Source organism: uncultured Marivirga sp., assembly GCF_963974845.1.
GTDB lineage: Bacteria > Bacteroidota > Bacteroidia > Cytophagales > Cyclobacteriaceae > Marivirga > Marivirga harenae.
The window spans coordinates 165,325-191,628 of record NZ_CAXBEQ010000001.1; the positions used below are offsets into that span (position 1 = coordinate 165,325).

27 protein-coding genes are annotated in these 26,304 nt (G+C 35.4%); 19 read left to right on the top strand and 8 right to left on the bottom strand.

Features of this window, described 5'->3' with window-relative positions; all coding sequences use genetic code 11:
- Complete coding sequence (locus AAC601_RS00690) at nucleotides 1–762, bottom strand: tetratricopeptide repeat protein (RefSeq protein ID WP_340152203.1); 762 nt, start codon at nucleotides 760–762, stop codon at nucleotides 1–3.
- 134 nt (nucleotides 763–896) lie between these two features.
- On the opposite strand from AAC601_RS00690, the gene AAC601_RS00695 reads away from it, so the two are divergent.
- Nucleotides 897–1,442 (top strand): acyl-CoA thioesterase, encoded by a 546-nt coding sequence (locus AAC601_RS00695; RefSeq protein WP_303271879.1) that lies wholly within the window; start codon nucleotides 897–899, stop codon nucleotides 1,440–1,442.
- A gap of 53 nt (nucleotides 1,443–1,495) precedes the next feature.
- Here the strand turns inward: AAC601_RS00695 and AAC601_RS00700 are convergent, their stop codons facing one another.
- Nucleotides 1,496–1,906, bottom strand: coding sequence for a hypothetical protein (locus AAC601_RS00700; RefSeq protein WP_303271880.1), 411 nt, complete (start codon nucleotides 1,904–1,906; stop codon nucleotides 1,496–1,498).
- Nucleotides 1,907–2,052: 146 nt separating this feature from the next.
- Between AAC601_RS00700 and AAC601_RS00705 the strand changes: the two genes are divergently transcribed.
- Nucleotides 2,053–2,442, top strand: a complete 390-nt coding sequence (locus AAC601_RS00705; protein WP_303271881.1) for a hypothetical protein — start codon at nucleotides 2,053–2,055, stop codon at nucleotides 2,440–2,442.
- A gap of 6 nt (nucleotides 2,443–2,448) precedes the next feature.
- Here AAC601_RS00705 and AAC601_RS00710 read toward each other — a convergent pair whose 3' ends face one another.
- From AAC601_RS00710 to AAC601_RS00720, 3 genes are all read right to left on the bottom strand, one after another.
- Nucleotides 2,449–3,315, bottom strand: a complete 867-nt coding sequence (locus AAC601_RS00710) for a flavin reductase family protein (RefSeq protein WP_303271882.1) — start codon at nucleotides 3,313–3,315, stop codon at nucleotides 2,449–2,451.
- A 45-nt stretch (nucleotides 3,316–3,360) separates the two neighbouring features.
- A complete protein-coding gene (asnB, locus tag AAC601_RS00715; RefSeq protein ID WP_340152204.1) occupies nucleotides 3,361–5,181 on the bottom strand; it encodes an asparagine synthase (glutamine-hydrolyzing) in 1,821 nt (606 codons plus the stop codon).
- A 298-nt stretch (nucleotides 5,182–5,479) separates the two neighbouring features.
- Nucleotides 5,480–6,208, bottom strand: a complete 729-nt coding sequence (locus AAC601_RS00720; RefSeq protein ID WP_303271884.1) for an NUDIX domain-containing protein — start codon at nucleotides 6,206–6,208, stop codon at nucleotides 5,480–5,482.
- A gap of 101 nt (nucleotides 6,209–6,309) precedes the next feature.
- Between AAC601_RS00720 and pfkA the strand changes: the two genes are divergently transcribed.
- From pfkA to AAC601_RS00735, 3 genes are read left to right on the top strand one after another with little or no spacing between them, the layout of a single operon-like run.
- The gene (gene pfkA / locus AAC601_RS00725) at nucleotides 6,310–7,281 is read left to right on the top strand and encodes a 6-phosphofructokinase (RefSeq protein ID WP_303272096.1); all 972 of its coding nucleotides are present in this window, start codon (nucleotides 6,310–6,312) and stop codon (nucleotides 7,279–7,281) included.
- 3 nt (nucleotides 7,282–7,284) lie between these two features.
- The gene (locus AAC601_RS00730) at nucleotides 7,285–8,142 is read left to right on the top strand and encodes a hypothetical protein (RefSeq protein ID WP_340152205.1); all 858 of its coding nucleotides are present in this window, start codon (nucleotides 7,285–7,287) and stop codon (nucleotides 8,140–8,142) included.
- Between the two features lie 49 nt (nucleotides 8,143–8,191).
- Nucleotides 8,192–9,172 carry an ROK family protein gene (locus tag AAC601_RS00735; protein ID WP_303271886.1) on the top strand — a complete coding sequence of 327 codons (981 nt, stop codon included), beginning with the start codon at nucleotides 8,192–8,194 and terminating at the stop codon, nucleotides 9,170–9,172.
- Between the two features lie 13 nt (nucleotides 9,173–9,185).
- Here AAC601_RS00735 and AAC601_RS00740 read toward each other — a convergent pair whose 3' ends face one another.
- Nucleotides 9,186–9,944, bottom strand: a complete 759-nt coding sequence (locus tag AAC601_RS00740; protein WP_340152206.1) for a hypothetical protein — start codon at nucleotides 9,942–9,944, stop codon at nucleotides 9,186–9,188.
- A 187-nt stretch (nucleotides 9,945–10,131) separates the two neighbouring features.
- Here AAC601_RS00740 and AAC601_RS00745 point away from each other — a divergent pair, with 187 nt between their 5' ends.
- From AAC601_RS00745 to AAC601_RS00760, 4 genes are all read left to right on the top strand, one after another.
- Nucleotides 10,132–10,755, top strand: coding sequence for a 2OG-Fe(II) oxygenase (locus tag AAC601_RS00745; RefSeq protein ID WP_340152207.1), 624 nt, complete (start codon nucleotides 10,132–10,134; stop codon nucleotides 10,753–10,755).
- Nucleotides 10,756–10,854: 99 nt separating this feature from the next.
- A complete protein-coding gene (locus AAC601_RS00750) occupies nucleotides 10,855–12,207 on the top strand; it encodes an aminotransferase class I/II-fold pyridoxal phosphate-dependent enzyme (RefSeq protein WP_303271889.1) in 1,353 nt (450 codons plus the stop codon).
- 331 nt (nucleotides 12,208–12,538) lie between these two features.
- Nucleotides 12,539–14,959 carry a TonB-dependent receptor gene (locus AAC601_RS00755; protein WP_340152208.1) on the top strand — a complete coding sequence of 807 codons (2,421 nt, stop codon included), beginning with the start codon at nucleotides 12,539–12,541 and terminating at the stop codon, nucleotides 14,957–14,959.
- 158 nt (nucleotides 14,960–15,117) lie between these two features.
- Nucleotides 15,118–16,563 (top strand): trypsin-like peptidase domain-containing protein, encoded by a 1,446-nt coding sequence (locus AAC601_RS00760; RefSeq protein ID WP_340152209.1) that lies wholly within the window; start codon nucleotides 15,118–15,120, stop codon nucleotides 16,561–16,563.
- A gap of 59 nt (nucleotides 16,564–16,622) precedes the next feature.
- On the opposite strand, the gene AAC601_RS00765 is transcribed toward AAC601_RS00760, so the two are convergent.
- On the bottom strand, nucleotides 16,623–17,606 hold the full coding sequence (locus AAC601_RS00765) for a zinc dependent phospholipase C family protein (protein WP_340152210.1): 984 nt from the start codon (nucleotides 17,604–17,606) through the stop codon (nucleotides 16,623–16,625).
- Nucleotides 17,607–17,872: 266 nt separating this feature from the next.
- Between AAC601_RS00765 and rpsT the strand changes: the two genes are divergently transcribed.
- The 3 genes from rpsT to AAC601_RS00780 all read left to right on the top strand — a co-directional run bounded on the left by rpsT (nucleotide 17,873) and on the right by AAC601_RS00780 (nucleotide 19,327).
- On the top strand, nucleotides 17,873–18,127 hold the full coding sequence (rpsT, locus tag AAC601_RS00770) for a 30S ribosomal protein S20 (RefSeq protein WP_303271893.1): 255 nt from the start codon (nucleotides 17,873–17,875) through the stop codon (nucleotides 18,125–18,127).
- Nucleotides 18,128–18,238: 111 nt separating this feature from the next.
- Entirely contained in the window at nucleotides 18,239–18,943 is a 705-nt protein-coding gene (radC, locus tag AAC601_RS00775; protein WP_340152211.1) for a DNA repair protein RadC, read from the top strand.
- Nucleotides 18,944–18,958: 15 nt separating this feature from the next.
- Nucleotides 18,959–19,327, top strand: a complete 369-nt coding sequence (locus tag AAC601_RS00780; protein ID WP_303271895.1) for a hypothetical protein — start codon at nucleotides 18,959–18,961, stop codon at nucleotides 19,325–19,327.
- Here the strand turns inward: AAC601_RS00780 and AAC601_RS00785 are convergent.
- Nucleotides 19,312–20,511 carry a PAS domain S-box protein gene (locus tag AAC601_RS00785; protein ID WP_340152212.1) on the bottom strand — a complete coding sequence of 400 codons (1,200 nt, stop codon included), beginning with the start codon at nucleotides 20,509–20,511 and terminating at the stop codon, nucleotides 19,312–19,314. The genes AAC601_RS00780 and AAC601_RS00785 overlap by 16 nt on opposite strands.
- Nucleotides 20,512–20,700: 189 nt before the next feature.
- On the opposite strand from AAC601_RS00785, the gene AAC601_RS00790 reads away from it, so the two are divergent.
- From AAC601_RS00790 to AAC601_RS00820, 7 genes are all read left to right on the top strand, one after another.
- Nucleotides 20,701–21,225, top strand: coding sequence for an acyl-CoA thioesterase (locus AAC601_RS00790; RefSeq protein ID WP_303271897.1), 525 nt, complete (start codon nucleotides 20,701–20,703; stop codon nucleotides 21,223–21,225).
- On the top strand, nucleotides 21,225–21,716 hold the full coding sequence (locus AAC601_RS00795) for a hypothetical protein (protein ID WP_340152213.1): 492 nt from the start codon (nucleotides 21,225–21,227) through the stop codon (nucleotides 21,714–21,716). Before AAC601_RS00790 ends, AAC601_RS00795 begins: the two co-directional genes overlap by 1 nt.
- A gap of 264 nt (nucleotides 21,717–21,980) precedes the next feature.
- Nucleotides 21,981–22,505, top strand: a complete 525-nt coding sequence (locus tag AAC601_RS00800; RefSeq protein ID WP_340152214.1) for a hypothetical protein — start codon at nucleotides 21,981–21,983, stop codon at nucleotides 22,503–22,505.
- A 14-nt stretch (nucleotides 22,506–22,519) separates the two neighbouring features.
- Nucleotides 22,520–23,095 (top strand): hypothetical protein, encoded by a 576-nt coding sequence (locus AAC601_RS00805; protein WP_303271900.1) that lies wholly within the window; start codon nucleotides 22,520–22,522, stop codon nucleotides 23,093–23,095.
- Nucleotides 23,096–23,097: 2 nt separating this feature from the next.
- Nucleotides 23,098–23,388: a transcriptional regulator gene (locus tag AAC601_RS00810; RefSeq protein WP_303271901.1), complete on the top strand. Its 291-nt coding sequence runs from the start codon at nucleotides 23,098–23,100 to the stop codon at nucleotides 23,386–23,388.
- A 74-nt stretch (nucleotides 23,389–23,462) separates the two neighbouring features.
- Nucleotides 23,463–24,173 carry a tetratricopeptide repeat protein gene (locus AAC601_RS00815; RefSeq protein ID WP_303271902.1) on the top strand — a complete coding sequence of 237 codons (711 nt, stop codon included), beginning with the start codon at nucleotides 23,463–23,465 and terminating at the stop codon, nucleotides 24,171–24,173.
- 42 nt (nucleotides 24,174–24,215) lie between these two features.
- Nucleotides 24,216–26,267: a carboxypeptidase-like regulatory domain-containing protein gene (locus tag AAC601_RS00820; protein ID WP_340152215.1), complete on the top strand. Its 2,052-nt coding sequence runs from the start codon at nucleotides 24,216–24,218 to the stop codon at nucleotides 26,265–26,267.
- Nucleotides 26,268–26,304: the final 37 nt, after the last annotated feature.

Here is a 26,304-nt window from a genome sequence, read left to right on the forward strand (position 1 = left end):
CTAGTAGTTTTCGGTATAAAGTTCATTCCCCTTTTGGATATATTTTTTATCCACTAAAAAATATTGTTCTCTAGCCTGTCTGTTTGTAAGTTCTTTCAATATTCTTTGAGCTTTTTTCTCTTTTCCAATCACATGAAGAATTTTAGCATACAAATAAACATTAGCCGTGTGTTCAGGGGCTATGCTGTAGGCTTTTTTCAATAATTTCTCAGCTACCTCATTGGAAGGCCAGCTAAGAATCAAAGGAATACTTGGTGCTTCCATATGCAATCCTCCTAGTAATCGTAAAGCGCCTGCTTGATTATATTTTTTATCTAGTTCAATGGCTCTTTCAGTCAATTTTTTGATTTTATCAAGAACACCTTCTTGTGCTGCTTCAGTGATTTCAATTAGATTTGCCCATCTGGCGTAATTTGCTGAATACCAATAAGCTATCGCACCATTATTAGGATATTCTCCAGCTTTGCTTTTAGCTAAAGCGATTGCTTTTTCGTATAAGTCCCTTTTTTCGCTTTCTGAAACTTCGGTCCATGAAGCTTTGAATTCGTAGCTTTTCAGTAAACCTATGGTTTTATCAGGTTCAGAAGTACTTTCTCCGAATAATTGGATGGCTCGATCTATGTTTTGACTATTAGCCTTTCCATTTTCAATGATATTATACTTTTTGCTAAAGTACTCTTCAGCAGCTTTTAATTTACTTTGAGAAAAAACTGGAAGTTCAATCGAAAGAATGAATACTATTGATAGCAAAATGAATCTCATTTACAGCTAGTTTTTATGTGATTGATATCATTCTGCAACCCTAACGAACGAGAATGGTGTTTGTTGGACTTAGGATTTATGATAATGCTTAAGTAAAAATTAAGTAAATTGAAGTTTTAACAATTATAAGTGATATGCAAGGCAAATCAGCCCAAAATTCAAGGACTACAATTACCGAATTGATGATACCTTCTTATGCCAATTTCGGTGGTAAAATACATGGCGGAATTCTACTTTCGTTAATGGATAAGGTGGCTTATGCTACTGCCACCAAGCATAGTGGGGCTTATTGCGTAACGGTTTCCGTTGATAATGTGGATTTTCTCCAACCAGTGGAAGTGGGAGATTTAGTGTCAATGCTGGCCTCAGTAAATTATGTTGGAAATTCCAGTATGATCATTGGCATTAAAGTAATTGCAGAAAATGTGAAAACTGGATTGGTTAAGCATACCAATACCAGCTATTTTACAATGGTAGCCAAAAATGAGGATGGTAGTTTGAAAACGGTCCCAAAGTTGATCCTTAAATCTAAGGACGACCTAAGAAGATTTGCCGAAGCAGTGAAAAGAAAGCAATTAAGAAAAAGTTATCAAGAGCAAATGGAAAGTGAAAAATCTGCTTTTACTGTTGAAAAGCAAAAGAATTTAATAGAAAACCAGCGTTGCGAAGTGCAAATGTAAGAATAAAGTAGTCTTTTAAAGGAACCTAGCCTTTAAAAGACCACCTTGATACTTTATGATTGTTTAGATTTTAACCATTCTTTCGCTTCATCAACTGTTTTGAAAGTGGCCATTTCTAAATGTCCTCCAATATTCATATTTAATTCTTTGGCTGACATTTCAGAAAAAGTGTTACTGGATACCACATGAGCATAATATTTTAGACCCGATTCAATAACTTTTGGAATTAGAACTGATTCTATCCAATCCATTGCCTGAGTCCATGGACCCGTTGATTTGCTATCATCATTTAGTAAATAAGGACATTTACTTTTCTTAATGAGGTCAGCAAACTCTAGCCCCCAACTTTTTACTGCATCAACATTTGCATATCCTTCCCAATCGCAGTAAATCCAATTATCATCTGCATTATACTCTGTCTTACAGATTACTCTATCTAAATTGTTTTTAGTGTTAAATTTCATTGCAATAATTTTTTTGGTTAAACATTTCTCAAAATAATATTTTCATCAAAGAAACTAAAATTATAAATAGTATATTGTTCATCTTTTATAAGTTTAATACATGGGTGGTCATATTATTCTGACCGTTAATTAGTGGCTAAATAAAGATGAAGAAAATAATTTTAACTATTTCCATTTTGATCATATCAATGATTATATATTCTTTACTGACATCAGAAAATATAAATTCATTGAAAGGTGGCTTTCAGGAGCTGGCATTTATGAGAAATGGAAATAATATCGGACCAATTCACAGAGTTTATGCTTATTCGATAAATGATACATTATGGTCAGAAATGGAAAAACATGCTGATTTATTACCTCATACTAAATACGGAAGCACTGAAGTTTACTATTTTTTGAGTGATGAATTCACAAATTCTGATGTAAAATTAAGGATGAAAGGAATTGGCCAAGAAGCTCAAGCTTATTGTATTGCCTATGCAAGCATAGATGGCCAATCGAGAATTAAGTTTATTAAATATCCATTTAGATAAGGGTTTCTAACGCAGAAGCACCTTCCATGCCTCCATTACTTTATTTTCTTCTAATAACTGATGAGCTATCTCGTGAAGTTCATTGCTATCTTCAGTAAATGTTTGATACTTATCAGGTAGCTGTAAGCCTTGTAAATCATCAGATTCAGGAATTTTTTCCGTATTTCCCAGTTTTCCTAAATCATTGCCTGTTAACATTTTACTTCTTCTTATCTCCTCAGGTAGGGCGTCAATACCTATTCCCAGCTTCTGCAACGGCTTTTCAACCTCAAATAGTGCTTTTTTGGATCGACTATACCAATTCCCTCCGAGCCTACCAATTGGATCTAATTTTAAGGGGTCAATTTTTCCGTTTTCATCTAAAATTTCCTCATTAATATGAATATGAATAACTTCGCAAATAACAAGATTTCCTGCACCACCTTCTTTGCCAGTTTCTATCACTTCATTGACTTTACATTCAAAAGCAATAGGCGCTTCAGCCACTCTTGGCGGTTTTACTTTTGTCGATTTAGCCTGTGTGAATCCTGCCTTTATAAATTCATTCACACCTTTATCATATTCTGTAGAAGCCAAAGACATTTGCTCCACCATAGGATAATTGGCTATGTTAATGACAACCTCAGGTATTTCTTTCACATTTTCATAGGAGTGTTTGGTTGTATTATTTTTACCTCTCCTTGCAGGAGAAAAGATGAGTATGGGTGGATTTGCTCCAAATACATTAAAGAAACTAAAGGGACTTAAATTCACATTTCCTTCTTGATCAATAGTACTGGCAAAGGCAATAGGTCTAGGGGCAATAGCCCCCAATAATAGGCCGTGCAGTTCTGGTGTTTTAATCGATTTCGGGTCTATTTCTTTATAACTCATGCTCGAATTTTGCTAAAGTTTTTCGATTATTCAAGATAATTTCTTTTAGTTGTCTTTTTGTAACCACATTTCTAGCACCAGCAAGCTATAAATCATGTATTGAGTATTTCTTTCCTGATATTTCACGCCCTTCATCATCAGCATGATTTCTGTATAGTTTACAAACTTATAAATTTTTGCCTGCGGATTGAGAAGTAGATCTTTGATGAGCGTTCTAAAATCATTTTTTATCCAATTTCCGAGTGGTGCTTCAAAGGAAGTCTTTGTTGCTTTTGTCACGGATTTAGGAAGCTGTTGGGCATAAATAGATTTTAGAATATGCTTTCTATTAAAACCTGAAATTTTAAATGAATCAGGAAATTGATTCATTAATTCAAACAGTTGATGGTCTAAAAAGGGAGATCTAGCTTCAATAGAATACGCCATGCTTGCTCTGTCCATTTTCACTAAAATGCCAGAGAGTAGATTGAAAGTACGATCCCAATGCATCAATTGATCTAAATCTGATAAATTCTTATTGAAGTGTGATTTAATTAGGTTAGATGTGGAAGTTTCCAACTCATGATTCCATAAGGAAGGAATGTCATGGTCTTGGAACATGTCCGTAGTGAATAATAAATACCTTTCTGAATCTGATGAACTGGTGATCCTGGCAGTTCTTTTAAGAAAGCCTAATTCGGATCGCCTTTCTCCGTTGGGTATAATTTTATTGAGATATTGGGTAAATGCCAAATATGAGATGTTTTTAGCGGTAAAATACCTTCTATACCCTCCGAATAACTCATCACCTCCATCTCCATTCAACATCACTTTCACGTGCCTAGAAGCGGATTCAGCTATTGCTAAATTGGGCAAGGCACTGCTGTCTGCCAACGGTTGGTCAAAAGTTGAAATTGATTTTTCCAACAACGTCAATGGACTTTTATCGATTCTAATTACTTCATGTTCTAAGCCAAATTTTTGCGCTGTTTCACTTGCTATCTTGCTTTCATTTTGGCTAGTTTGAAAAGGGTATTCAACAGTAAAAGCTTGCAAATTTTGCTCATGTTTAGAGGCTTCCAATGCAATCACTGAACTATCCCATCCGCCAGATAGAAACAGTCCTTTTTTCACATCTGCCCTTAACCTAATTTTTACAGAATTCTCAATGGCATGCTGAACTTTTACCTTTGCCTCCGCAAATGAAAGATTTTCTTTAGGCAAATATTGGTGTTCCCAATAAGAGGTTATACTGGTTTTTCCTTTCTGATATTTTAGAAAATGGGCAGGTGGAATAGCAAATACATTTTCATAAATAGTCTCTGGTTCAGGGATGTTAGAGTAACACAAATAATGATAAATAGCATTTTCATTGATTTGAACCGCAATGTCATTGAGCTGCATCAGTTTTTTAAGACTTTTAATTTCTGAGGCAAACAGCAGTATTCCCTCATCTTGATAGTAGAACAGTGGTTTTTGTCCCATTCTATCGCGAGCCAAATAAAATAGGTCTTCTTGTGCATTGTAAAATGAAAAGGCAAACATTCCTCTTATTTCTTTAAGAGTTTTAACAATTCCTCTATTTAAAATAAGCTGAAATAAGATTTCTGTGTCTGATCTTGATGAAATATTTAGAGAATTGGCTAATTCTGGATAATTATATATGGCTCCGTTAAATGCTAGATGATTTCCCGATTTATCACTTCTGGGTTGATTTCCTTCCTCAATGCCGATTATTTTTAATCTTTGGGTACCTAGATTTAGATTTTGTGTTTTTATGGAGTGCATTGCATCAGGGCCCCGATGTTGCATAAGATTCAATGCATTTTCAAATTGGGTTTTGTCCAATGCACCCTTTTTTCTCCAAGCCCCTGCTATCCCACACATTTATTTAATTACTTTTTCCTTTTTTGATATAATCTTTCCTGAATCCACCACATTAAGGTATAGTAGACAAAAATACACCCTAGAATAGATATTAACAGAAATTCTATTGTAAATAAAAAGGTAATTAGATCAGTCGAAGTAAATAGAAAATGTAGAAGATTGAAGAAAAAAATAAACAATCCAAAGCTGATACCATAAGCAATAGAAAATTTCCAGCGACCTATTTTGCGGGTTTCTTGCCAATTGGTATAGGGATTATTTTTAGTCAAATTCATTAGTTAAAAATACGAAAGAATACTTAAAATAAAAACCATTGGTCCTTAGCAAAATCTTCTTTGTATTTGAGGTCATCGAAATAATAGTATTGTGCTGGTTTATGGGAAACGCCAGTTTCCTTTTCGTTCATTGGGACTAAAAACTTATTTCTTAGCATCCGTTTCCTGAAATTTCTTTTATCCAATTCTTGACCAACAATAGCTTCATAAAGGGTCTGCAATTGCCTTAAAGTAAACTTCTGAGGTAGCAGGGAAAATGCAATAATGGGCTCCCTTTTGATTTTCTCCCTTAACATAGCCCAACCTGTATTGGCGATTTCATTATGGTCAAAACCTAGTTTTTGCGGTTTTTCAATTGGATGCCAAAGCACCTCTTCAGCAAATGAAGAAGGTCTGTAATCGAAATCGTCAGTTTTAACTAATGAGTTATAACCAACAGTTATAACCCTCGCTTCGGGATGTTCCCTGATCGAATTAATCCATTCCACATCAACCGGATCTGAGAGTCTATCTGGAGATCCAAAAGTCTTAAATTGCTCTAAATATAAATTTTCCATTCCAGTGAGTTCAAAAAGGACTCTATTTGCAGCTACATCTAAATCTTCCCCTCTTTGGACTAAATCTCCTGGTAATGCATAAACATTTTCCCTTTCTTGCTTTCGCTTTATTAATAAAATATTGATCTTTTCATCATCAAAGCCAAAAACGACACAGTCGACCGATATATGCGGATTGTAATGGAATTCTGACATGTTTCTATTCAATTAGTATTGCAAAGATAGTAAAATAGTATTGGGTAAGTGTACTCATTACACTATCTTTGGCGGGGCGAATAATTTTTTAGATGAATAAGATGAATCGAATTGGTGTTTTTACTTCAGGTGGGGATGCCCCCGGCATGAATGCAGCTATTAGAGCTGTGGTGAGAGCAGGTATATATTACAATAAGGAGATTGTTGGGATATATCGGGGATATGAGGGCATGATTGAGGGTGATTTTGAAGAGATGGATGTGCGATCAGTAGCTAATATCTTGCAGAGAGGTGGCACAATGCTGAAATCTGCACGTTCCAAAGAATTCAGAACTCCTGAAGGTAGGAAAAAAGCGTACGATCAGCTTAAGAAACACAATATTGATGGATTGATAGGTATTGGTGGTGATGGTTCATTTACGGGAATGCATCATTTATATTTAGAGCATGGCCTTCCTTATATTTGTATCCCGGGTACGATTGATAATGATATTCCAGGAACAGACTATACAATAGGATATGATACAGCAACTAATACGGCAGTAGAGGCTATCGATAAAATAAGGGATACAGCATTGTCTCATAATCGTTTGTTTTTTATTGAGGTGATGGGTAGAGATTCAGGATATATTGCGATCAGCAGTGGGATTGCTGGTGGTGCTGTTTCCATTATAATTCCAGAAGAAGAAACATCAATTGACGAATTGGTGGAGAAATTGAATAAAGGGGGTAAGAAAAAGAAGACTTCTAGTTTAGTAATTGTGGCTGAGGGTGGAAAATCTGGTTCCGCAATGGAAATTGCAGAAAAGGTGAAAGAAAAATCTTCCTATTTTGACACAAAAGTTACTATATTAGGTCATCTGCAAAGAGGGGGGACTCCTACTTATTTTGACAGAGTATTGGCTAGTAAAATGGGTGTTGCGGCAATAGAAGGTTTGGACCAGGGAAAAACTGATGCTATGGTTGGCATTAGGCATCACGATATTATATTCAATAAATTTGATGATATTATGAATCAGCCAAAAGATATTCATAAAGATGATTTAAGAATTGCTAAAATTTTATCAATATAAGCTATGATTTTAATAGGCACAAGTGGTTCCACAAAATGTGATTGGCAGTTGGTTGATGCTCAAGATTCTTTGGTGCGGAAAAGTACCAAGGGTATAAATCCATTTTTTATGGATGATGTAGCCATTAGTGATATTGTAAAATCTCTTGGGCCTGATATACTTGATCATAGTTCCGAAATTGAAGTTGTTTATTATTTTGGTGCAGGATGTTCAAGTAAGCATTTCGCAGCCATGGTGGAAAGAGGACTTTCTATGATTTTCAATAAATCGCACCTCTATGTGAAGGAAGATATTGTAGCAGCTGCATTTGCCACCTTTAATGGCGAACCATCCATAACTGCCCTTATGGGTACAGGCTCTAATTCCTGTCATTTTGATGGGGATATAGTTCGCCAGGAAGTTAGCGGAATGGACTTCATCTTGGGTGACGAAGGTAGTAGAAGCCACTTTGGAAAGCTCTTATTAAGTAAATTTTTGAAGAAGCAACTGCCTGTTGAAATATCTCGGGATTTGGAACGTGAGTTTCAATTAACAAAAGAGGATATTCTTTTAAATGTTTACATAAAACCATATGCAAACGTTTACTTAAGCACCTTTAGTCAATTCATAAAGGAAAGGATCGAGAATCCATATCTACACAATCTGGTAAAGGAAAGTATTTCAGAGTTTGTGAAAACATATATATGTAGCATTAAAAATTATGAAAATCTCCCCATTCATTTTGTTGGCTCTGTCCCTTATTTCTTTGAAGAAATTGTGAATGAGGTGGTAGAGGAGTATAAGTTAAAAAAGGGGATCTTTGTAGAGGAACCTATTGATTTATTGGTAAGTTATTTAATTAAAAAGCATTATAGAAAATAGTATTGCAGCCAGGTGAAAAGTTGCAGAGCAGTTCTTAAATATTATTGATATGAAAGTTAGCATTGGGATCGATATAGGAGGTACGGGAACAAAATTTGGTATTGTAACTTTGGATGGGAAAGTTTTATATCAAGGAGCAATTCCAACTCAAACAGAAGCTGTTTTTACAGATTATATTCATGTTTTGTCAAATGAAATTCGAAAAGGTTTGGATCATGACAAACATGAGTTGATTGGAATTGGAGTTGGTGCTCCAAATGCTAATTACCACAAAGGAACAGTGGAACATGCTCCCAATTTACGATGGAAAGGGATTTTACCCCTTGCTAAAACCTTGGAAGATGAGTTTTCGGTGCCAGTTGTTGTAACGAATGATGCCAATGCAGCAGCAGTAGGGGAAATGATTTTTGGAGGTGCTAAAGGAATGAAAGATTTCATTGTCATAACCTTAGGTACTGGCCTGGGTGCTGGGATTGTTTGTAATGGACAATTAGTGAATGGAGCAAATGGATTTGCAGGAGAGTTAGGGCATACTACTGTTACTTATGGAAATGGAAGGTTTTGCGGATGTGGTAAAAGAGGATGTTTGGAAACATATGTTTCTGCAACAGGAATCAAAAGAACCATTTATAAATTGCTGGCTGATTATACCGAGGATAGTGCCTTAAGATCTGTTAGTTTTGACGAATTAAGTCCTGAAATGATTACTAAATATGCATTAAAAGGCGATATTATAGCCAAGCAAGCATTTGAATATACGGGAAGGATTTTAGGGACCAAATTAGCTGATACAGTAATTCATACAGACCCCGAGGCGATATTTATATTTGGAGGACTATCTCAAGCAGGGGATTTAATTTTTAATCCAGTTAAGGAGCACTTAGAGTTAAACTTAATGCCAGTTTTTAAAGGTAAGGTAAGAGTAATCTCTTCTCAGTTGCAGAATCAATCTGCCCCTATAATTGGTGCGAGTAGCTTGATTGTTGACAAACTGAAGAAAGATGAGATAGCACTAATTGAGAATAAGTAGAGATCTCTAATTGTTATTCCAATTTGCTTAAGCAATAGTTGGCGAGAGTAAAGGTCTCTTTATATTTTTGGATGTTACCTTCCTTAACATTAAAATCCAATGTATTTCGATCAATGATTTTGGGGATAATTTTTTCGTAAATTAATTCTTCAGGAAGCTCATGAACAGGTATTTCAGTTCTTGATTGCTTATCATTTTTAAATGCCTTTTCAAATTCCAATGAATTCAACCAAAGCACACAATCAGAGACCACATCAGAATGGTTTGATTTTAGGTATGCTTTGAAATGATTCTGATTTTTCTTTCCATTTAAATTAGGTGTAAAAGGTTTGTATTTTTCTTCAAAGGCAATCCGTTTTCCTAGATTGATGTTGTTTTCCTTCATTAAGTTTTCAAACATATTAAACAGGCCTTGCTGCTTTAAGTCAATTAAAATAGAATTGAAAACCTTAATTTTTTGCCAATCTTCCTTTAATGCATTGCTTAATTGTTCGAATGCTAATAGAACCCTTAATCTTCTACATATTTCTAACTTAATTTCATAAAACATTCCATCCAATTCTTTCTGAAATGCTTCCTCTTTGCCTTTAAGATGCTTATTGTGATTAAGAATGTCAATAATGGTTTGGAATTTTACTTTTCCATAAAATTCACTCTGATTAATTTCTGCGTTTTTAAATTGATTTAAAAAGGCAATAATTTCGTCAGTTGTAGTTCTTAGTTTAAAATGTAAATCGAAAACTAAAACTGCTCCCTCTTTCTGTGAAATCATATAAATAAAATTTCTTACTTTTTAAAAAGCGTAAGGGCTGGTTGAAGTTCGTGCGTTGTAAAATGGCTGATAAATCTACCTATAAAAACAGTACGTTAAAAGTAGGTCTATGTTTTTTGTTGAAAAATTTACTGCTTGAGTAAAGAAACTTCAATTTTAAAGAAATTTTAAGCTATTTTTGCGGCAGATGAATATAAGTTCCAACAAGCTTCTTTTAGCAATAGATCAATTGAGTGAAATAGGATACTATGTTTGGGATGATTTCGTCTCGCTAGAAGATGTAAAGAATCTCGTTTCGATTGCTAACGAAGGTCGTCTCTCCGGTGATTTTAAAAAGGCAGGAATTGGTAAACAAGCCCTTTTTCAGTTAGACAAAAGCATAAGAGGTGATTTTATACAATGGATAGACAGAGGTAGCAAGCATGAGATTGTCAAAAAGTTTTTAAACCAAATTGAATTACTGAAAGATAAATTAAATGAAACCTGCTATCTAGGAATTAAAGACTTTGAAACCCATTTTGCTATTTATCCTGAAAATACCTTTTATAAGAAACACGTAGATAGATTTCAACAAAACGCTCATCGGGTAATTTCTTTTGTTCTTTATCTTAACGAAAATTGGGAAGATGGTCATGGAGGGGAATTGGCACTTTATCCAAGTGGGACAATTGAGAAAGTGCAGCCGTTTGCTGGACGATTACTTCTATTTAGAAGCGAACTGGAACATGAGGTATTAATGTCCTATAAAACTCGCTATAGCATAACAGGCTGGATGCTAGACAAAAACATGGACCTAACATTTTTACCTTAATTCAGTTTATTAGTATAGTATTAAATACAGTATTTAAGGTTTGAATTTTAAACAAAGCGGCCTTAAATTGTAAATGTTCATAAACCAAAATTTTACAATATGTCTTTATCTTCAACCCCATATAGAAAGCATTATCATCTGTTCGATGAGCAAAATGTAGATCATATGTATTTTGATATTTCTCCTGCAGGGGAAATAGATGCCAACAAATATTCTTTATATAATTTCACAGGTGATCCCAAACTCGAATATGCCGAATGGGATAGTCGAATGGATATGATGAATAGTTGGTTTTCGGATATGAAAAAAAGTAACCGATTTTTATATGAAAGAGAATCAATTGATGGCTCAAAGGTAGTTTCCAAAGTAATTGATCCGGAATCGAAGGAGATCAGAGAGATGCTCAATTTTGCTTCCAATGACTATTTGAATCTTACTCAAGACAAGAGAATATTGAAGAAGGTGAATGAAGTTATTGATCAATATGGAGGAGGTGCTGGTGGAGCTCCGTTATTGAGTGGGACAATGGGCATCATAAGAGAGTTGCAGGAGAAAATATCCTCAATGAAGGCTATGGAAGCCTCAATAGTCTATACTTCTGGTTACGCGGCCAATATTGGGACCATTTCAGGGCTATTAGGTCATAAGGATATCGCTATTTATGACATGTTTTCTCATGCCAGCCTGATTGATGGAAGTAAAGGCTCTAATAAGAAGTTCTTCGCACATAATGACCCCGAATCGCTGGAGAAAGTATTGAAAAGTGTCCAAAATAAGTTTATTAATAAACTAGTTGTGGTTGATGGTGTGTATTCCATGGATGGTGACATATGTAATTTGCCAGCAATTTTGGACATTGCGCATTATTATGGGGCATGGGTTTTGGTGGATGAAGCGCACGCAACCGGAGTGATTGGTAAAAATGGAAAAGGGACTGTTGATTATTTTGGTCTAGAGGGAAAGGTAGATATTATTACCGGTACCTTAAGTAAATCTGTCGGTGCTGTAGGAGGGTTTGTTTCCGCTTCCCAGAAATTAATCAATTATTTAAAGTATAGTAGTAGGTCATACATGTTTTCCACCTCCCCATATTTGCCTGGAGTTGCAGCGGCTTTGGAAGGCTTAAAGCTAATTGAAAATAATGAGGCAGGTCAGGAAAGACTCTGGGAGAATATTCAGTACGTTAAAGAAAGATTGTTGAAAGCAGGATTTAATATTGGGAATGCTGAAACTGCGATTTTTCCTATTATCATAGGGGATGACAACAAGGTCAAAGAAATGACATATAGATTGCATTTGAGAAATATTTTTGTAAATCCAGTGCCGTATCCAGCAGTTCCGAGGAAGCTAACTAGAGTGCGAATGACAGTTACCGCTGGCTTTACAACCGAGCAGTTAGACTATACTTTAAAGCAAATTGAAGAGATTGGTAAGGATTTGGAGATTATTTAAAGGGTGATTATCGCTGTCTAAAATAAGCTTCCGGTTTTTAATATAGATTTCAGTAACCTGTGGAGTTTCCTTCACAGGTTTTTTTATGGCTTGGGTTTCCGTGATTCCATTCTTAAAAATTTTGTGGTCAATCAGTCTTTTTTTTGTACGATTGTTCGTTTCTGAAATTAAAAAGTGTTCAAAATCGTACATGGATTATGTTGAAATTTCTTAAAATCACCTTCTACATCTAGAATAAGCCACCTATACAATATGGCACATTCCGTGCATCAAGAGCTAGCATAAACGCATCTAATAACTAAAGGACAAGAAAATGCAAACGCTCAAGAACATGAAAACTTTTTTATCTTTAATAACGCTAACTCTTTTGTTAAGCAGTTTTGCACAAGCGCAAACTGGCTCGATCAAAGGTGTCTTGACTGACACCCAAAATGCCTCGCTTCCTTATAGCAATGTAGCGATTTACCAAGCTACTGATTCAAGTTTAGTAACGGGCAGTATAACCAATGAAAATGGTCTTTTTAGTATCAATGTGGAGTATGGTGAATATTATTTAAAAATATCCGCTGTTGGTTTTAAAACCTACATTTCTAAAAGCATAGTTGTGAATGCTACTAATTCAACTGTTGATGTTTCCACTATTAGACTGCAGGAAGATGTGCAAGTGATGGATGCTGTAGAAGTGAAAGCTATGCGTCCACAAGTAGTTGTAGAAGCAGATAAAATGATTGTCTCAGTAGAAGGAACTGCAATGGCAGCAGGTGCTACGGCATATGAGGTTTTGGAAAAGTCCCCAGGCGTATTCGTGGATCAAGACGGAAATATTCAGCTGAATGGCAAATCTGGAGTTCAAGTAATGATTGATGGTCGAAGATCCTATTTATCTGCTACAGACTTACAGAATATGTTACAGGGCATGTCTGCAGATAATATCAAAACTATTGAAATCATTAATAATCCATCTGCTAAATATGATGCAGAGGGAAATGCTGGAATAATCAATATCACTCTGAAGAAAAATAGTATTCAAGGAATCAATGGAAGTATAAATGCAAGCTATCGTTATAATGAAATGCAAAATTATAACTCAGGAATACAATTGAACCATAAAAAAGGGAAGTGGAATTCATTTGTCAATGCGGATTTATCTCAAAGAGGAAGAATCAGAGATGCTGGGTTTTACAGAGAAATCACACAGACTGACGGTACTCTGACCATTTTTGATCAAACAGGTAAAGAGTATGTAAACAGAGTGATTCCATCGATTAGAGTAGGAACAGATTATGACATAAATGATATGCAGTCTGTTGGAGTGATGGTTAATGTTTATGGACAAGATGTCTACCATGACTTTAATATCGATACTGATTTAGAGCAAGGTGCTAACGATTTCATGATTAATTCTGATAATCAAATTGATTACCAGTTTTTAAATACACAGGCTAATTTGCATTATGTTCACAAATTGGATACTAACGGCACGAAAATCACCACGGATTTAAACTATGTTAGACTGTTTAATGATGGAGGATCTACTTTTACTAACAGCTATTTCCAAGAAAATAATAGTGAGCCATTTGCCGTAGAGCGACTAGAAAATGAGAACCCATTTGCATATGATATTTATTCAGCACAAGTGGATTTTGAAGCAAAATTACTTGATGAAATTAAGGTGGAAGCGGGACTAAAAGCAAGCCATGTGGTTTCGGATAATTTACTTAATTTTTATGAAATTGAGGATAATCAGAAAACACTCGATCGAAATCGGTCCAATCATTTTATTTATACAGAACAAATTTTTGCTGGCTATAGTAGTTTTGCGGGAGCCATTGGTGAAAAAGTATCATATAAAGTAGGTTTAAGAGGGGAGCAAACGGTTTCCTCTGGAGAATCTCTGACCCTAAATACAGTAAATGAGAGAAATTATTTTAATCTTTTCCCTAGCTTTTTCTTGCAGCATAATATATCAGATCAATATCAAGTGAACTATAACTACAGCCGTAGAATTGATAGACCCAACTACCATAATCTAAACCCATTTGTGATGTATTTGGACCCATACACCTGGGCTCAGGGAAATCCTTATTTGAGGCCACAGTTTACTCATTCTATGTCCGTAACACAAACCATTTTAGGTCAATATAATTTAGTATTGAATTATGGTTTAACAAGTGATTTCATAGCAGAGGTCCCTACACAAAATCCTGAAGACGGGACAACTGTGTTTATCCAAGAAAATATTGACGATCAAGTTAACTACAGTGCTACAGCGGTAATTCCCTTTCAACCATTCAAATGGTGGTCAATCAATAGCAATATATCCGTTTTTCACCAGGAATTCACTACCTATTTAAACGGAAACCAAGTGGAGAACAATGCTACCTCAGCTTTCGCTAGAATGGGCAACACTTTCATACTACCAAATGATTTCAAATTGGAGCTTAATGGTGACTATAGATCTAATACAGTTTGGGGACTATATGCAATTGGCGAACAATGGGGCATTGATTTTGCAGTTAAGAAAAGCTTCATGGATAAGAAGTTTGATGCATCCATAAATATTACAGATATCTTCAGAACCAGAAGATTTGAAGGGAGTTCAAATTTTAATGGTAACATTAATGAAATTAGTCAATATTTTGGACAACAAAGTATAGGATTTACGTTACGATATATGTTTAGCAAAGGTGAAGAATTTAAAGCCCGTCAAAGAAATAGTAATCTAGAAGAATTGAACAGGGCAGGAGGATAATACACAGTTTAGGTTAACATTAAAACTGTGGAACGGTAGTCTGTTAGGACTGCCGTTTTTTGTTTCAAAACAGAACTATTTACTTTTTCGTAAAATCAATCGGCACAATATATGTCAGTTAATTTCATTAAGTAGATAAAGGATAAAATAAATAGAAAATGAATAAATATTTGAAAACAACAATAAGTGCGTTTCTAGGAGGAATTGTAGGAGCCCTTCTTATTCTGCAACTAACTGATAAAAATCAAGATTCCCAAATAAATGAAAATTCATTTAAGACTCCGATTAGCCAGGTATCGAATCAGAATTATACAGCAGATAATGCGAATTCCACTGCCACAATACCCGATTTAGATTTCGTGGAGGCGTCCAAAAATAGCCGTGAAAGTGTAGTGTACATTAAAACGGTTTCAGAAGCCTATGGCAGGAGTTCTTGGTTAGACTTATGGCTTGGTGGAGGCGGAAGTATGCAGCAAGTAGGCTCTGGTTCTGGAGTTATTTTCAAATCGGATGGTTACATCATTACTAATAATCACGTGATTGAAGGAGCAGACGAAATAGAAGTAGTCAGAAAGAAGAAAACCTATATAGCGAGCTTAGTCGGACGAGACCCATCAACCGATCTGGCTGTTTTGAAAATTGATGACAATAATCTTCCAGCTATCTCCATCGGATCCTCAAGAGATTTAAAAGTAGGGTCATGGGTTTTGGCTGTTGGTAATCCTTTTAATTTGACCTCTACTGTAACAGCTGGCATTGTAAGTGCAAAAGGTAGGGAACTTAATATTTTGAAAAGCAATTTTCCAATTGAGTCTTTTATTCAAACGGATGCCGCTATCAACCCAGGCAATAGCGGTGGAGCTTTGGTAAACCCTCAGGGAGAATTGGTAGGAATTAATACGGCTATACTGTCACGAACAGGTTCTTATGCTGGTTACGGATTTGCTGTCCCCATTGATATTGCCAGAAAAATAGCTACCGATATTATAGAATATGGTATGGTACAAAAGGCTTTTCTAGGAGCAGAAGTTTCAAGTCTTACAACCGAAATAGCTGAAAAGTTGGAAACTGAAGATTTAGATGGAGTTGTAGTAAGCTACATTCAAGAAAAAGGTGCAGCTAATAAAGCGAATCTGCAGAAAGGAGATATCATCAGAGAATTAAATGGCGAAGATATTACTACACATTCAGAGTTTGAGGAAAAGCTGAGCATGTTGTCTCCGGGTGATAAACTCTATTTGACCATTGATAGAAGTGGGAAAAAAATTCAAAAGGAATTAATTCTGACTAACAGTGAAAATACTACAGAATTACTGAAACGAGACGTTTACTTCTCTAAATCATTAGGTGCTGAATTTGAAAGTGTTCCCCTTGTTGAAAGAAATTTACTGGATATCACTGGTGGAGTACGAGTAGTAGATGTAAAAAATGGGTTTTTTAAGAGGTTAAATATTGACGAAGGCTTTATTATCACGAACATCAATGGAACTGAGGTGAATAGTCCTAAAGAACTATCGGATATCTTAGAATCTGTAAAGGGAAAAGTAGTGGTTCGTGGAGTCAATAAGAAGGGCGTCAAGGGCTATTATTCCTATTATTTCTAGGGAAACATAATATCACAAAAGGCATTAGTAAAAAAGCTGATGCCTTTTGTGATATAAATTCAATTCTGAACACCGCTTTCATGTATTCTTAATTCCTCTCCTTTATCCTGGGGAATGAATTCTTCAGTACTGAAAATAGCTCTTTCATCAATTAAAATATCCAGATCGGGCTGTCCGGCATTTACCCAAGCAGTAAACCAGAAATCTCCCACCATTTTAATAGAGTTCTTCATTCTTCGTTCTACTTGATGATTTAGCAAATCGTGATAAGCTTTAGAGAAATCTCTTGAGTAGACTTTTACGTTTACATTTCCCCTTAGCTCTGAACTATATTTTCGGTCATCAGCCATTTTTTCGGTTAATTTTTTTTCGAAACCAAATACTGAATCTAATGCTAAATGAGCATCTTTAACAGCATTCCAGATGGCAAATTGAGTATTGTCCACATATTCAGCTTTTCCGATAAAGAAATCGTATTCATTCGAGTAGAGTTCAGGTAAACGAGACTCCCAAAAACCATGAATCCCGTATTGCCCTGTTAATTGACCGTTGTAGTTTTTCGTGGTATGCAATGGGACATTTGCATCTGCGATGTAATGACCTAAATCAGCTGAGTATCGAAGAATATCCTCGGCATTATTATTCTTAAAGGCTTCTGTTAGTTGGTAGGTGACAAAATGTACATGCCAGGGTACGATACCATAGGCCTGTAAAGTATCTTCTGTGAATTTTTCCACTGCATCATTCCAGGAACGAGGCATTTTATATACAGCACTATCACCATAAACATCCAAATCTATATAATGTCTGGGGGCCTCATAATCCACCGCATAGCGTCTTCTGTCTGGATTCACCGCATTTTCTGTGATATACTGAATATGGTGCTTGTAAAAAGTAATCATCTCAGGTGGAAGCGTGAAAACTGCTAATCTGTTGATTTTTTGGTGTGCAAAGAAGCCCCAGTTTGCTTTTCTGATATTTTGAAAAGAAAGTGTTGGAGAGAAAAATATTAAAATGAATACTATCAAGTAAAAACGTTTCATCTCAGGATTTTGGCTGTTTCAGAATCTAAAGTAAAAATTGTATTCGAAAAAACATCGAGTAGAATTCAATAAATGGTTTATTATTTAGGAAGAAAGCCTATTTTTGTACAATTTTGAAAAATAAAAACAGCCATTTCGGAAGAGTTTATTGCTATTCGCAAAAATAAATGCTGATAAAAACGAATTGGCTTTGTTTAGTAAAACAAATTCTTTTAAATTTGCAGTCCTTAAAAAGAAAGCAAGAATTTCATTAGATATAAATCAATATGGCAAATCACAAGTCAGCATTAAAAAGAATTCGCTCAAGTGCGGCAAGACGTTTGAGAAACAGATATCAGGCTAAAACCACTAGAACTTATATCCGTAAGTTGAGAGCTACAGAAGACAAAGCGCAAGCTGAAGACTTATTGAAAACTGTAACTTCAATGTTGGATAGATTGGCAAAGAAGAATATTATCCACAAGAAAAAAGCGGATAATAACAAATCTAAATTAGCCAAGCACGTAGCTAAATTAGCTTAAGAATTTTTAAGATATTAGTCTTGAGCCTCAACTCTATCAGTTGAGGCTTTTTTAGTTTGTACTAATTTCATAAATTTTGGGTTCTAAAAGTTCAACCTTAACGGCACCCAAATGGAAAATGAACAGTACGATGCAGTCTCTAGTATTAAAAGTTGGGCCGAAGCAGACCGACCAAGGGAAAAATTAATAACCCATGGTCGAGCAGTCCTTTCCGATGCTGAGTTAATTGCTATTTTGATAGGCTCAGGAACACAATCTTTGTCAGCCATTGATGTTGGTAAGAATATCCTGGCAGACGTCAACAATGATCTAAATCATTTGGCTAAATTCTCGGTGAAAGAACTTATGAAGTTTAGAGGAATTGGTGAAGCGAAGGCAATTTCAATTATCGCGGCTTTAGAATTAGGTAGAAGGAGAAAAGAATCAGCTGTTCAGGAAAAGCCGAAAATTGTTTCCTCTGAAAATGCTTATGATTTGCTTAAATCAGTAATGCTAGATTTGCATCATGAAGAATTTTGGGTCATAATGATGAACAGGGCAAACCGCGTTATTCGAATGAAGAGGGTTAGTAGCGGTGGCATTTCAGGAACTGTAGCAGATGTTAAAATCATTTTTAAAGAAGCTATTGACCAGATGGCTTCAGCGCTTATATTAGCGCATAACCATCCTTCTGGAAATCGAAACCCAAGCGAGCAAGATATACGTTTGACAAAGAAAATGAAGGAAAGCGGTCTTTTGCTGGATATTCCGGTTTTAGATCATATTATTTTTGCAGAAGATAAGTACTACAGCTTTGCTGATGAGGCAATGCTTTAAAATAGATTAACTATTATGGATAATAATCCCGAATTAAACGGAAAATATTTAGGTACAATCACGGAAGATTTTGTGGCCATTTCTGAAACGTTAAAAGAGGCTTCCTATGCCGTTCGAAAGCAAGGTTTTTCGGAATTCCCTATTTTTCCTATTTGTAAAACTGAGCAACCGATCGGGCAAGTATTGATCGGTGCAGGAGAATTAAATCTAACCTGGAATTATTTCATCACTTATTTGGATGAGTTTATTCAGAGGAAAATCGTTGATGAAGATAAAGTGGAGGAATTTAAAAGAGCTTATAAAAATCCGGATGAATTCTGCTGTCTCTTCGTAGTTGATACAGATATGACCAGCTTTGTTTATGTGCCTTATCCTGAAGATTGATTATCTCTTTTTTCTTGAATAAGTTCCAAAGCAGTTCTGCTTAAGCTGTCGTTCATTTTTCTAATGACTTTATCCATTTCGGCTGCTGTGCCTTTTAATTTCTCAATTAGAAGAGATTGGTTTTCATATTTTTCGAATAGTAAAGTGAAACTCATCATGCTGGTTAGAGGGCCTCGCAGCTCATGTGAAGTTTGAAAGGCATATTCAGTAAAATCATCCAGCAACTTTTGTTGATTAAGTTCTAGTTTTTTCTTTTCAGTAATGTCATAACTGATTGACATGAATTTGTAGATTTGCCCTTCATGATTTTTAATTGGGCTGATTACAATATCTACCCAGTAATACTCATCTGATTTGCTTTTATTTTTAACATCTGCCCTCCATATTTCTCCCGCCTTAATTTTTTTCCACATATCATTCCAAAACTTGGAATCGTGTTCTCCCGATTCCAAAATTTCCATAGACTGTCCAATTAATTCGTCCTTGGTGTAATTGCTTACCCTACAAAACTCACTGTTTACGTCTTGAAAGTTTCCATCAATGCCTGTTACAGATACTAAGGCAGCTTTATCCAACGCTTTCTCAAAATTTGCACGCTCCATTTCCGCTAAAACTTTTTTATTGATGTTAATGGAATTCACAATTCGACATTCTTTTCCTCTATAGACGGTTTTATGTGAGAAGATATTTACATAAAAAAGCTGACCATTTTTATCTTGATGAATCCATTCCCCACTATCTTTAAAGTCATCGGTCAAATTTTGTAGATGCGCTTTCAGTTTTTCCTTTTCTGAGTCAGGTCTTAAATCATGGAGATTTAATTGAGACAATTCCTGTATCGTATATGCATATTGGTCACTTGCAGCCTTGTTAGCTAACATGATATTTTTGGTATGGATATCAAAAATATACATTGGATTAGGGTTATCATGGAATAGACGCTTAAAGTCGTTTATAACAAATAAAATGAGCTTAGTTTTTCTTTTTATTAAGTAGTACAAGAGAAAGGTTGTTAGAGCAACATAGAAGAAACCTTTCCATTGGCTTAAGCTGTTAAGCGTATTTGTGCTAAACTGGAACTTATCACTCAAAAAAAATAGTAATTCATCACTAAGACCAATCCATATTATTCCCGCAAATAGATAAATTAGAGGTATAGTCCAATCTTTTTCTTCAAGTGTCATGAATAGTCGGGGAATGTCTTAATAATTTGATTTATCATTTATTTGTTAAGGTAAAAAAAATCTATTTATTTTAATATATATGACAAAATTTATTTGGGATGGTACTTGAAAATTTGAGGTCAGTAAATTTCCGTTTTTAGAAGTCCGTTTGATATCTATGTTTTATCTTTGTGACAAATTAAATTTACTATGGCAAAACAAGCAAAAAACCCAAAAGATACTTATACTATAATGACCGAATTGGTATTGCCCAATGATACCAATCCGCTCAATAATCTTATGGGTGGACGTTTGATGCATTGGATGGATATTGTTTCAGCTATTGCAGCTCAAAAGCACTGCAACAGAATAGTAGTCACAGCTTCGGTTGATAATATTTCTTTTCAACATCCAATAGCCCTGGGAGATGTAGTGACTTTAGAAGCTAAAGTAACTAGAGCGTTTAGTTCTTCCGTGGAGGTTCATATAGTGGTTAAAGGGGAGAATATCCCTTCGGGAAAAAAATATCCTTCCAACTCAGCTTTCTTTACATTTGTTGCTGTGGATCAATCTGGAAGACCGATTGACGTTCCTGAATTAGTTCCTGAAACAGATGAGGAACAAGAACTTTTTGATGGGGCTCTGCGAAGAAGGCAATTACGATTAGTTTTAGGTAAGAGAATGAAGCCAGAAGAAGCTACAGAATTGAAGTCTATTTTTAAACTAAATGAGTAATGGATATTGATCAAGATTACTTAACGCAACTATTTGATGGTGACCAAATTTATGTTTTTCAGGAGGAAAGCGATACGGTTGAATATAAAGTGCAGAAGGATACTATAGACAAACAGTTGGTCAAAGAGCCGAAGAATGTGGTACAGTCAAAATCAAATGGAGCTGAAACTCAGAAGGACCAAAAAGAGGTAGTGATTTTATTAAAGGATAATTTAGGGCGTCAAGAAAAGGAAACACTCAATAAATTATTGCGAGCCATTAATATAGAAGAAGGTCAATATGAAATTATTCATGAGCACCCTGAACAATTAAAATTAGTCCAACACCTGAAGCTATTTCTCTCATTTCACAATCAATATGTGCAGTCTTCAGAATACAGCATTCTAAAAATAAATAAAGGCAGTGCTATCTACGCACATGACCTTGTAGACCTTAATCAAGACACCTCCAAAAAGCTTATGCTGTGGAATTTGCTCAAGACCATCGTTTAATCCGTCTTTGCCACCCTTATGGTTTTTGGTCGTGAAGCACAACATAAGGTTGTTTTTAATAAATCTGTATAATAAGACCTAATTGAATGGCTTACTAGTTCTAAGCCGAAAGTTCCACAAGTATAATTTCTTTCTCTGTTTCAACAGTGATTGAAGATAACAGCTCAAAACAAAATTATAGTAGCTTCCCCAAAATAATTTATTTGTAATTTGGTTTATAAAATAAACTAGATTATATTTGTTTTGTGAACAAAATATTGAAGTATGAAAAGACTATTGACTTTAACAGTTTTGATTTGTTTTTCAGTTGTGATTGCTGAAAAAGCTAAAGCGCAAGGTGGTTTCGGAGGTGTGCATGCCAATTCTGAATTTACTTCTCACGGAAACTTATTAATGATCGGTGGCGGTGGAGCTTGGGTGATTAATCCTAACTTTTACCTGGGTGGTGCCGGATACGGAAGTGCAAATAGTGTGGCTACGCCAAATGGAGAATTCAATTCCTTAGGCTATGGTGGGCTAATGCTAGGATATTTTTCAGAGTTGAAAGAATCAGTTCGATTTGGAGGAGATGTTTTGGCAGGTTCTGGAGGTTATTCACTAGATGATATTTCTGAAAGTTTTTATTTTCTAGAGCCTAATATCAAAGTTTGGTACTCTATTAATCATACCATGCATCTATCGGCTGGAGTGTATTATCGAATTGCCTATTTGAATGCAGACGCAAATTTAAATCAACAACACCTTAATAATTTCGGAATAAAGTTGAGTGTAAATTTTGGGAATTTATAAAATTATAAGGAAACATGGAACAAGAAAAATTAAAAGTAGAGGAAAGTTTGAGCATCATCTCAGAGATGATTAGTACCACTAAGTACAATATCAGTCAAGATAAGGTAATCTATTTGATGTGGGGCTATGCAGTGGCAATTTCATCGATGTTGCATTATTTACTGCAATATCAGTTTGGTATTGAAATGGCTTGGCTAGTATGGCTTTCGATGCCAATCGCAGGCATTTACAACGGTATTTACTTTAGCAGGAAGAAGAGAAGAACTCGAGCGTTTAGTTTTACAGATAGAGCTTTAGCATCCATTTGGAGAGCTTTCATTGCAGCGCTCTTTGTGTTTCTATTTGCATCACCCGCTTTAGGTTGGAATGGGATATATCCAATTTTAATGGTTTTATATGGAATAGGAACTGCCAGCACAGGAGGTGTCATAAAGTATAAAGCACTAACTGTTGGTGGATATTTAAGCATGCTGGTAGGTTTTTTCGCATTTTATGCTGGATTTGAAACGCAACTTTTCCTGCTATCCTTATCAGTAATTGTTAGCTTTGTTATCCCAGGGCATCTGTTGCCGAAAAAGTTAAATGTATAAGTATGTTTGAGCCATTAGATCCATTATTGCATTCTCAATTACGTTTGGCTGTTATGAGCCTTTTGATGAACGTTGAGGAAGCGGATTTTAACTTTATAAAGGAGAAAACAAGTGCCACCTCTGGAAATTTAAGTGTACAGGTTAATAAATTGAAGGATGCAGGTTATATAAAAGTGGATAAAACATTTAAGGACAATTATCCACACACAAGTTGTAAGATTACAGAACAAGGGGTTGATGCATTCGAAACGTATTTGAACGCTCTGCGATCATATATTAAGCCAACAGATTGATCTTGAAAAGGATTTGAAGACTTTAATTAGTCTTTTTTTATCAAAATATAGTTTATAAATTAAAGTAGTTTATTATGAGAAATTTAAGTGGAATCTTAGGAATTGTTTTAGTAATGATTGTGAATGCACACATTACCAAAGCACAGGAAGTCGATAGTTTAATGTATAAAGCCTATCTAATGAATAGTGAGAGTTTATGGGAGGCTGCTCTTGATCAGTACAACGAGGAATGGTCTATAGAGAAAGGCATTGCTTATTACGGTATTCTGAATAATACTATGGTCACCAAAAATGAAAAGAAGTTTGATCAGTTTGTAGATCCAGCATTAGATTATCTAGAGGCCTTAGAAGAAAAGGGTATTTATAGGGCAGAGGCCATGGCGCTGCGCTCGTCAATTTATGGATTTATAATGGCCTACTCCCCTTGGAAAGGCATGTACTATGGTCCAAAAAGTTCAGGAGCTATTGAAAGTGCATTGAAGGCCAATGCTGATTCACCTATTGTTCATATGATTTCGGGATCTTCATTATTTTATACACCTGAAACCTTTGGTGGAGATAAGGAAGCCGCAATCGTATCATTTAAGAAGGCAGTGGAGTTGTTCGAAAAGCATAATTACAAAGGATGGCTGTATATTAATACACTTGCAAATTTAGGACAAGCTTACCAAGAGGTCGGCCAGCATAGCAAGGCTATTGCCACATATCAGAAGGCTTTGGCTGTAGAACCTGAGTTCAGATGGGTTTCTTCCCAGCTTTTACCTAAGGCTCAAGCGAGCAAATAGGTAAGGAACTATTCTATTTGTATTATTTAAAGCTTATCCGTAATGAAGAATTTGCTGTATTCAATTTTCTTATTTTTTTTCTTTTCAAGTGCTTCTGCACAAATTAGAATATCAGGTAAGATAGAAGCAGATGGTGAGTCACTTCCTGGAGCACATATTTGGAAAAAGACTAATTATACCATCAATGATGTAGCAGATATTAATGGTTTTTTCAATCTGATAGGCCTCGAGGACGGGGATACTATAGTCTGTAGCTTTATTGGATATAAGGAAAAGTGGTTCGTTGTGAAAAAATCAGATGATAGCCTACTGATCAATATGGAGCAGTATTCTCAACAATTGCAAAGTGTTGAGGTAAGAGCCAGTGTATTAGGAGCGGAAAATTTCGCTTTTGAAAAACTTAATCCTATTGATATATATATAAATCCAAATTCTAAAGCGGACGCTTTAGTAGCTATAAACACACAAATGTCGTCAACCATCAAAGACGAAAATGCAGCAGTTGCTTTTAGAGGTGCATCTCCGCAGCAAACTGGGTATTTTTTGAATGGTGTTCCTGTAAAGAATCCTGTGAAATATGCACAACTAACGAATACCGGGACCCTAAGTATTTTCAATACTGATTTTCTAAAAAGTGCTACCGTTTTTCCTGGAAACCCACCTGTGGAGTACGGACAAGCGACTTCAGGTACTGTAGTTTTGGAACTAGCTGATCGTTTTCCTGAATATTGGCAACATACAGCTAGTCTTTCAATGGCCAACTTTGGGTACTCTAGTCGAGGAGCAATTGGTGAGCAATCTTTTTTAGGTGTTTTTGGCAACTACCAATTTGATGAAGTTCTGAAAGGAGTGAATACAGTGAATTTTAAAGACATTAATAGTTTTAACGCTGTAGAGGGAGGTGCTCTTTTCACTACTCATCAACCTTGGGGATCGATCAAAATATACCAGTATGCAATAATTGATAACTATAATTTTAATTTCAGACATCCTAGCTATCAGGATGGATTTTTACAATACGCTGAGAGGAGCTTAACCACTGTTCAATGGGTGCAGGATTTTGGTTCCTGGCAAAGCTCTTTGATAGCAGGAAATTCTATTAGCAAAAATGAATTCCAGTTTGGGAATATGGATTACCTTGTAAAAAATTCTGACCCTTACACGTCTGTAAACCTAACCTATTCTAAAAAAGGTGATGTGTTGAAAACGGGCTATGCCTATTGGCTACAGAATAGTGTATTTAGTGGAGATGTGCCCACTTTTGCTTATGCACTAGCACCAATTCATCCTATACTTACAATCAGTTCGAACAAACAACTCGAAAGTCATGAGTATTACTTTTATGGAAGAAAAAAATGGGGGGATCATGCTTTTGGCAGTGGAATGCGAACTGCCTATATACCTAATAGTAGTGAGCAATTATGGAGCTATCAGTTTAACTACTTATGGGATATTAATAAACGGTTGAATTTGATAGGAGCTCATGGGAAGTATTATCAAACGAGAATAGATACGAATCCGCAAATATTAGAACAAGTTCAGTCCAGTATGGACTTAGATTTTAGCGATAAGCACTGGGCAATTCATCAAAGCTTTTTTCGAATTCATGGAGATAGTGCAGTTTCGGGGAGCGAGAGTCGATTGAGCTTTTTTGTAAAAAATAAGTTTCAGTTGGATCAATCCGCTTCATTTTATCATCTAGATAGCTCTTGGGATTGGTTTGCTCGCACGTTTTTTAAATATAATCCATTTCCTCAATGGACCTTTAATGCCTCATTTCAGATCTTTAAAGGAAACACCTACCGATTAGTAAACAGCGCTGATTATTTTTCAGACCTTGAAGTATATGTACCACAAACGAGAACATCACCAATTTTCTTTGATCCGTATATGAATTTTACACTGGGAGTGAGCAGGTTATTCCAATTCTCTCAAAAATTTAACGGTCTTTTTTTTATTAATGTCGCTAACGTATTTGACTTCAAAAATGAAAATTCGATAAGCTATAATTATGATTACAGCAATTATCAGTCTAACTACTTAACCAGAAGGAGTATTTATGCGGGGATAATATTCAATTTTGTGAATGATTAAACTGGAAGAGTACGTGAGAAGTCAGCAAATAAAAAGA

Bases quoted from the DNA above. Each gene is read 5' to 3' on its own strand.
- AAC601_RS00755 (WP_340152208.1), top strand. From the start codon at position 12,539: ATGAAAACTTTTTTATCTTTAATAACGCTAACTCTTTTGTTAAGCAGT.
- radC (WP_340152211.1), top strand. From the start codon at position 18,239: ATGGAAAATGAACAGTACGATGCAGTCTCTAGTATTAAAAGTTGGGCC.
- AAC601_RS00765 (WP_340152210.1), bottom strand. From the start codon at position 17,606: ATGAAACGTTTTTACTTGATAGTATTCATTTTAATATTTTTCTCTCCA.
- AAC601_RS00785 (WP_340152212.1), bottom strand. From the start codon at position 20,511: ATGACACTTGAAGAAAAAGATTGGACTATACCTCTAATTTATCTATTT.
- asnB (WP_340152204.1), bottom strand. From the start codon at position 5,181: ATGTGTGGGATAGCAGGGGCTTGGAGAAAAAAGGGTGCATTGGACAAA.
- AAC601_RS00750 (WP_303271889.1), top strand. From the start codon at position 10,855: ATGTCTTTATCTTCAACCCCATATAGAAAGCATTATCATCTGTTCGAT.
- AAC601_RS00810 (WP_303271901.1), top strand. From the start codon at position 23,098: ATGTTTGAGCCATTAGATCCATTATTGCATTCTCAATTACGTTTGGCT.
- AAC601_RS00730 (WP_340152205.1), top strand. From the start codon at position 7,285: ATGATTTTAATAGGCACAAGTGGTTCCACAAAATGTGATTGGCAGTTG.
- AAC601_RS00780 (WP_303271895.1), top strand. From the start codon at position 18,959: ATGGATAATAATCCCGAATTAAACGGAAAATATTTAGGTACAATCACG.
- rpsT (WP_303271893.1), top strand. From the start codon at position 17,873: ATGGCAAATCACAAGTCAGCATTAAAAAGAATTCGCTCAAGTGCGGCA.
- AAC601_RS00710 (WP_303271882.1), bottom strand. From the start codon at position 3,315: ATGAGTTATAAAGAAATAGACCCGAAATCGATTAAAACACCAGAACTG.
- AAC601_RS00805 (WP_303271900.1), top strand. From the start codon at position 22,520: ATGGAACAAGAAAAATTAAAAGTAGAGGAAAGTTTGAGCATCATCTCA.
- AAC601_RS00735 (WP_303271886.1), top strand. From the start codon at position 8,192: ATGAAAGTTAGCATTGGGATCGATATAGGAGGTACGGGAACAAAATTT.
- AAC601_RS00720 (WP_303271884.1), bottom strand. From the start codon at position 6,208: ATGTCAGAATTCCATTACAATCCGCATATATCGGTCGACTGTGTCGTT.
- AAC601_RS00690 (WP_340152203.1), bottom strand. From the start codon at position 762: ATGAGATTCATTTTGCTATCAATAGTATTCATTCTTTCGATTGAACTT.
- AAC601_RS00760 (WP_340152209.1), top strand. From the start codon at position 15,118: ATGAATAAATATTTGAAAACAACAATAAGTGCGTTTCTAGGAGGAATT.
- AAC601_RS00790 (WP_303271897.1), top strand. From the start codon at position 20,701: ATGGCAAAACAAGCAAAAAACCCAAAAGATACTTATACTATAATGACC.
- AAC601_RS00740 (WP_340152206.1), bottom strand. From the start codon at position 9,944: ATGATTTCACAGAAAGAGGGAGCAGTTTTAGTTTTCGATTTACATTTT.
- AAC601_RS00795 (WP_340152213.1), top strand. From the start codon at position 21,225: ATGGATATTGATCAAGATTACTTAACGCAACTATTTGATGGTGACCAA.
- AAC601_RS00745 (WP_340152207.1), top strand. From the start codon at position 10,132: ATGAATATAAGTTCCAACAAGCTTCTTTTAGCAATAGATCAATTGAGT.
- AAC601_RS00705 (WP_303271881.1), top strand. From the start codon at position 2,053: ATGAAGAAAATAATTTTAACTATTTCCATTTTGATCATATCAATGATT.
- AAC601_RS00800 (WP_340152214.1), top strand. From the start codon at position 21,981: ATGAAAAGACTATTGACTTTAACAGTTTTGATTTGTTTTTCAGTTGTG.
- pfkA (WP_303272096.1), top strand. From the start codon at position 6,310: ATGAATCGAATTGGTGTTTTTACTTCAGGTGGGGATGCCCCCGGCATG.
- AAC601_RS00815 (WP_303271902.1), top strand. From the start codon at position 23,463: ATGAGAAATTTAAGTGGAATCTTAGGAATTGTTTTAGTAATGATTGTG.
- AAC601_RS00695 (WP_303271879.1), top strand. From the start codon at position 897: ATGCAAGGCAAATCAGCCCAAAATTCAAGGACTACAATTACCGAATTG.
- AAC601_RS00820 (WP_340152215.1), top strand. From the start codon at position 24,216: ATGAAGAATTTGCTGTATTCAATTTTCTTATTTTTTTTCTTTTCAAGT.
- AAC601_RS00700 (WP_303271880.1), bottom strand. From the start codon at position 1,906: ATGAAATTTAACACTAAAAACAATTTAGATAGAGTAATCTGTAAGACA.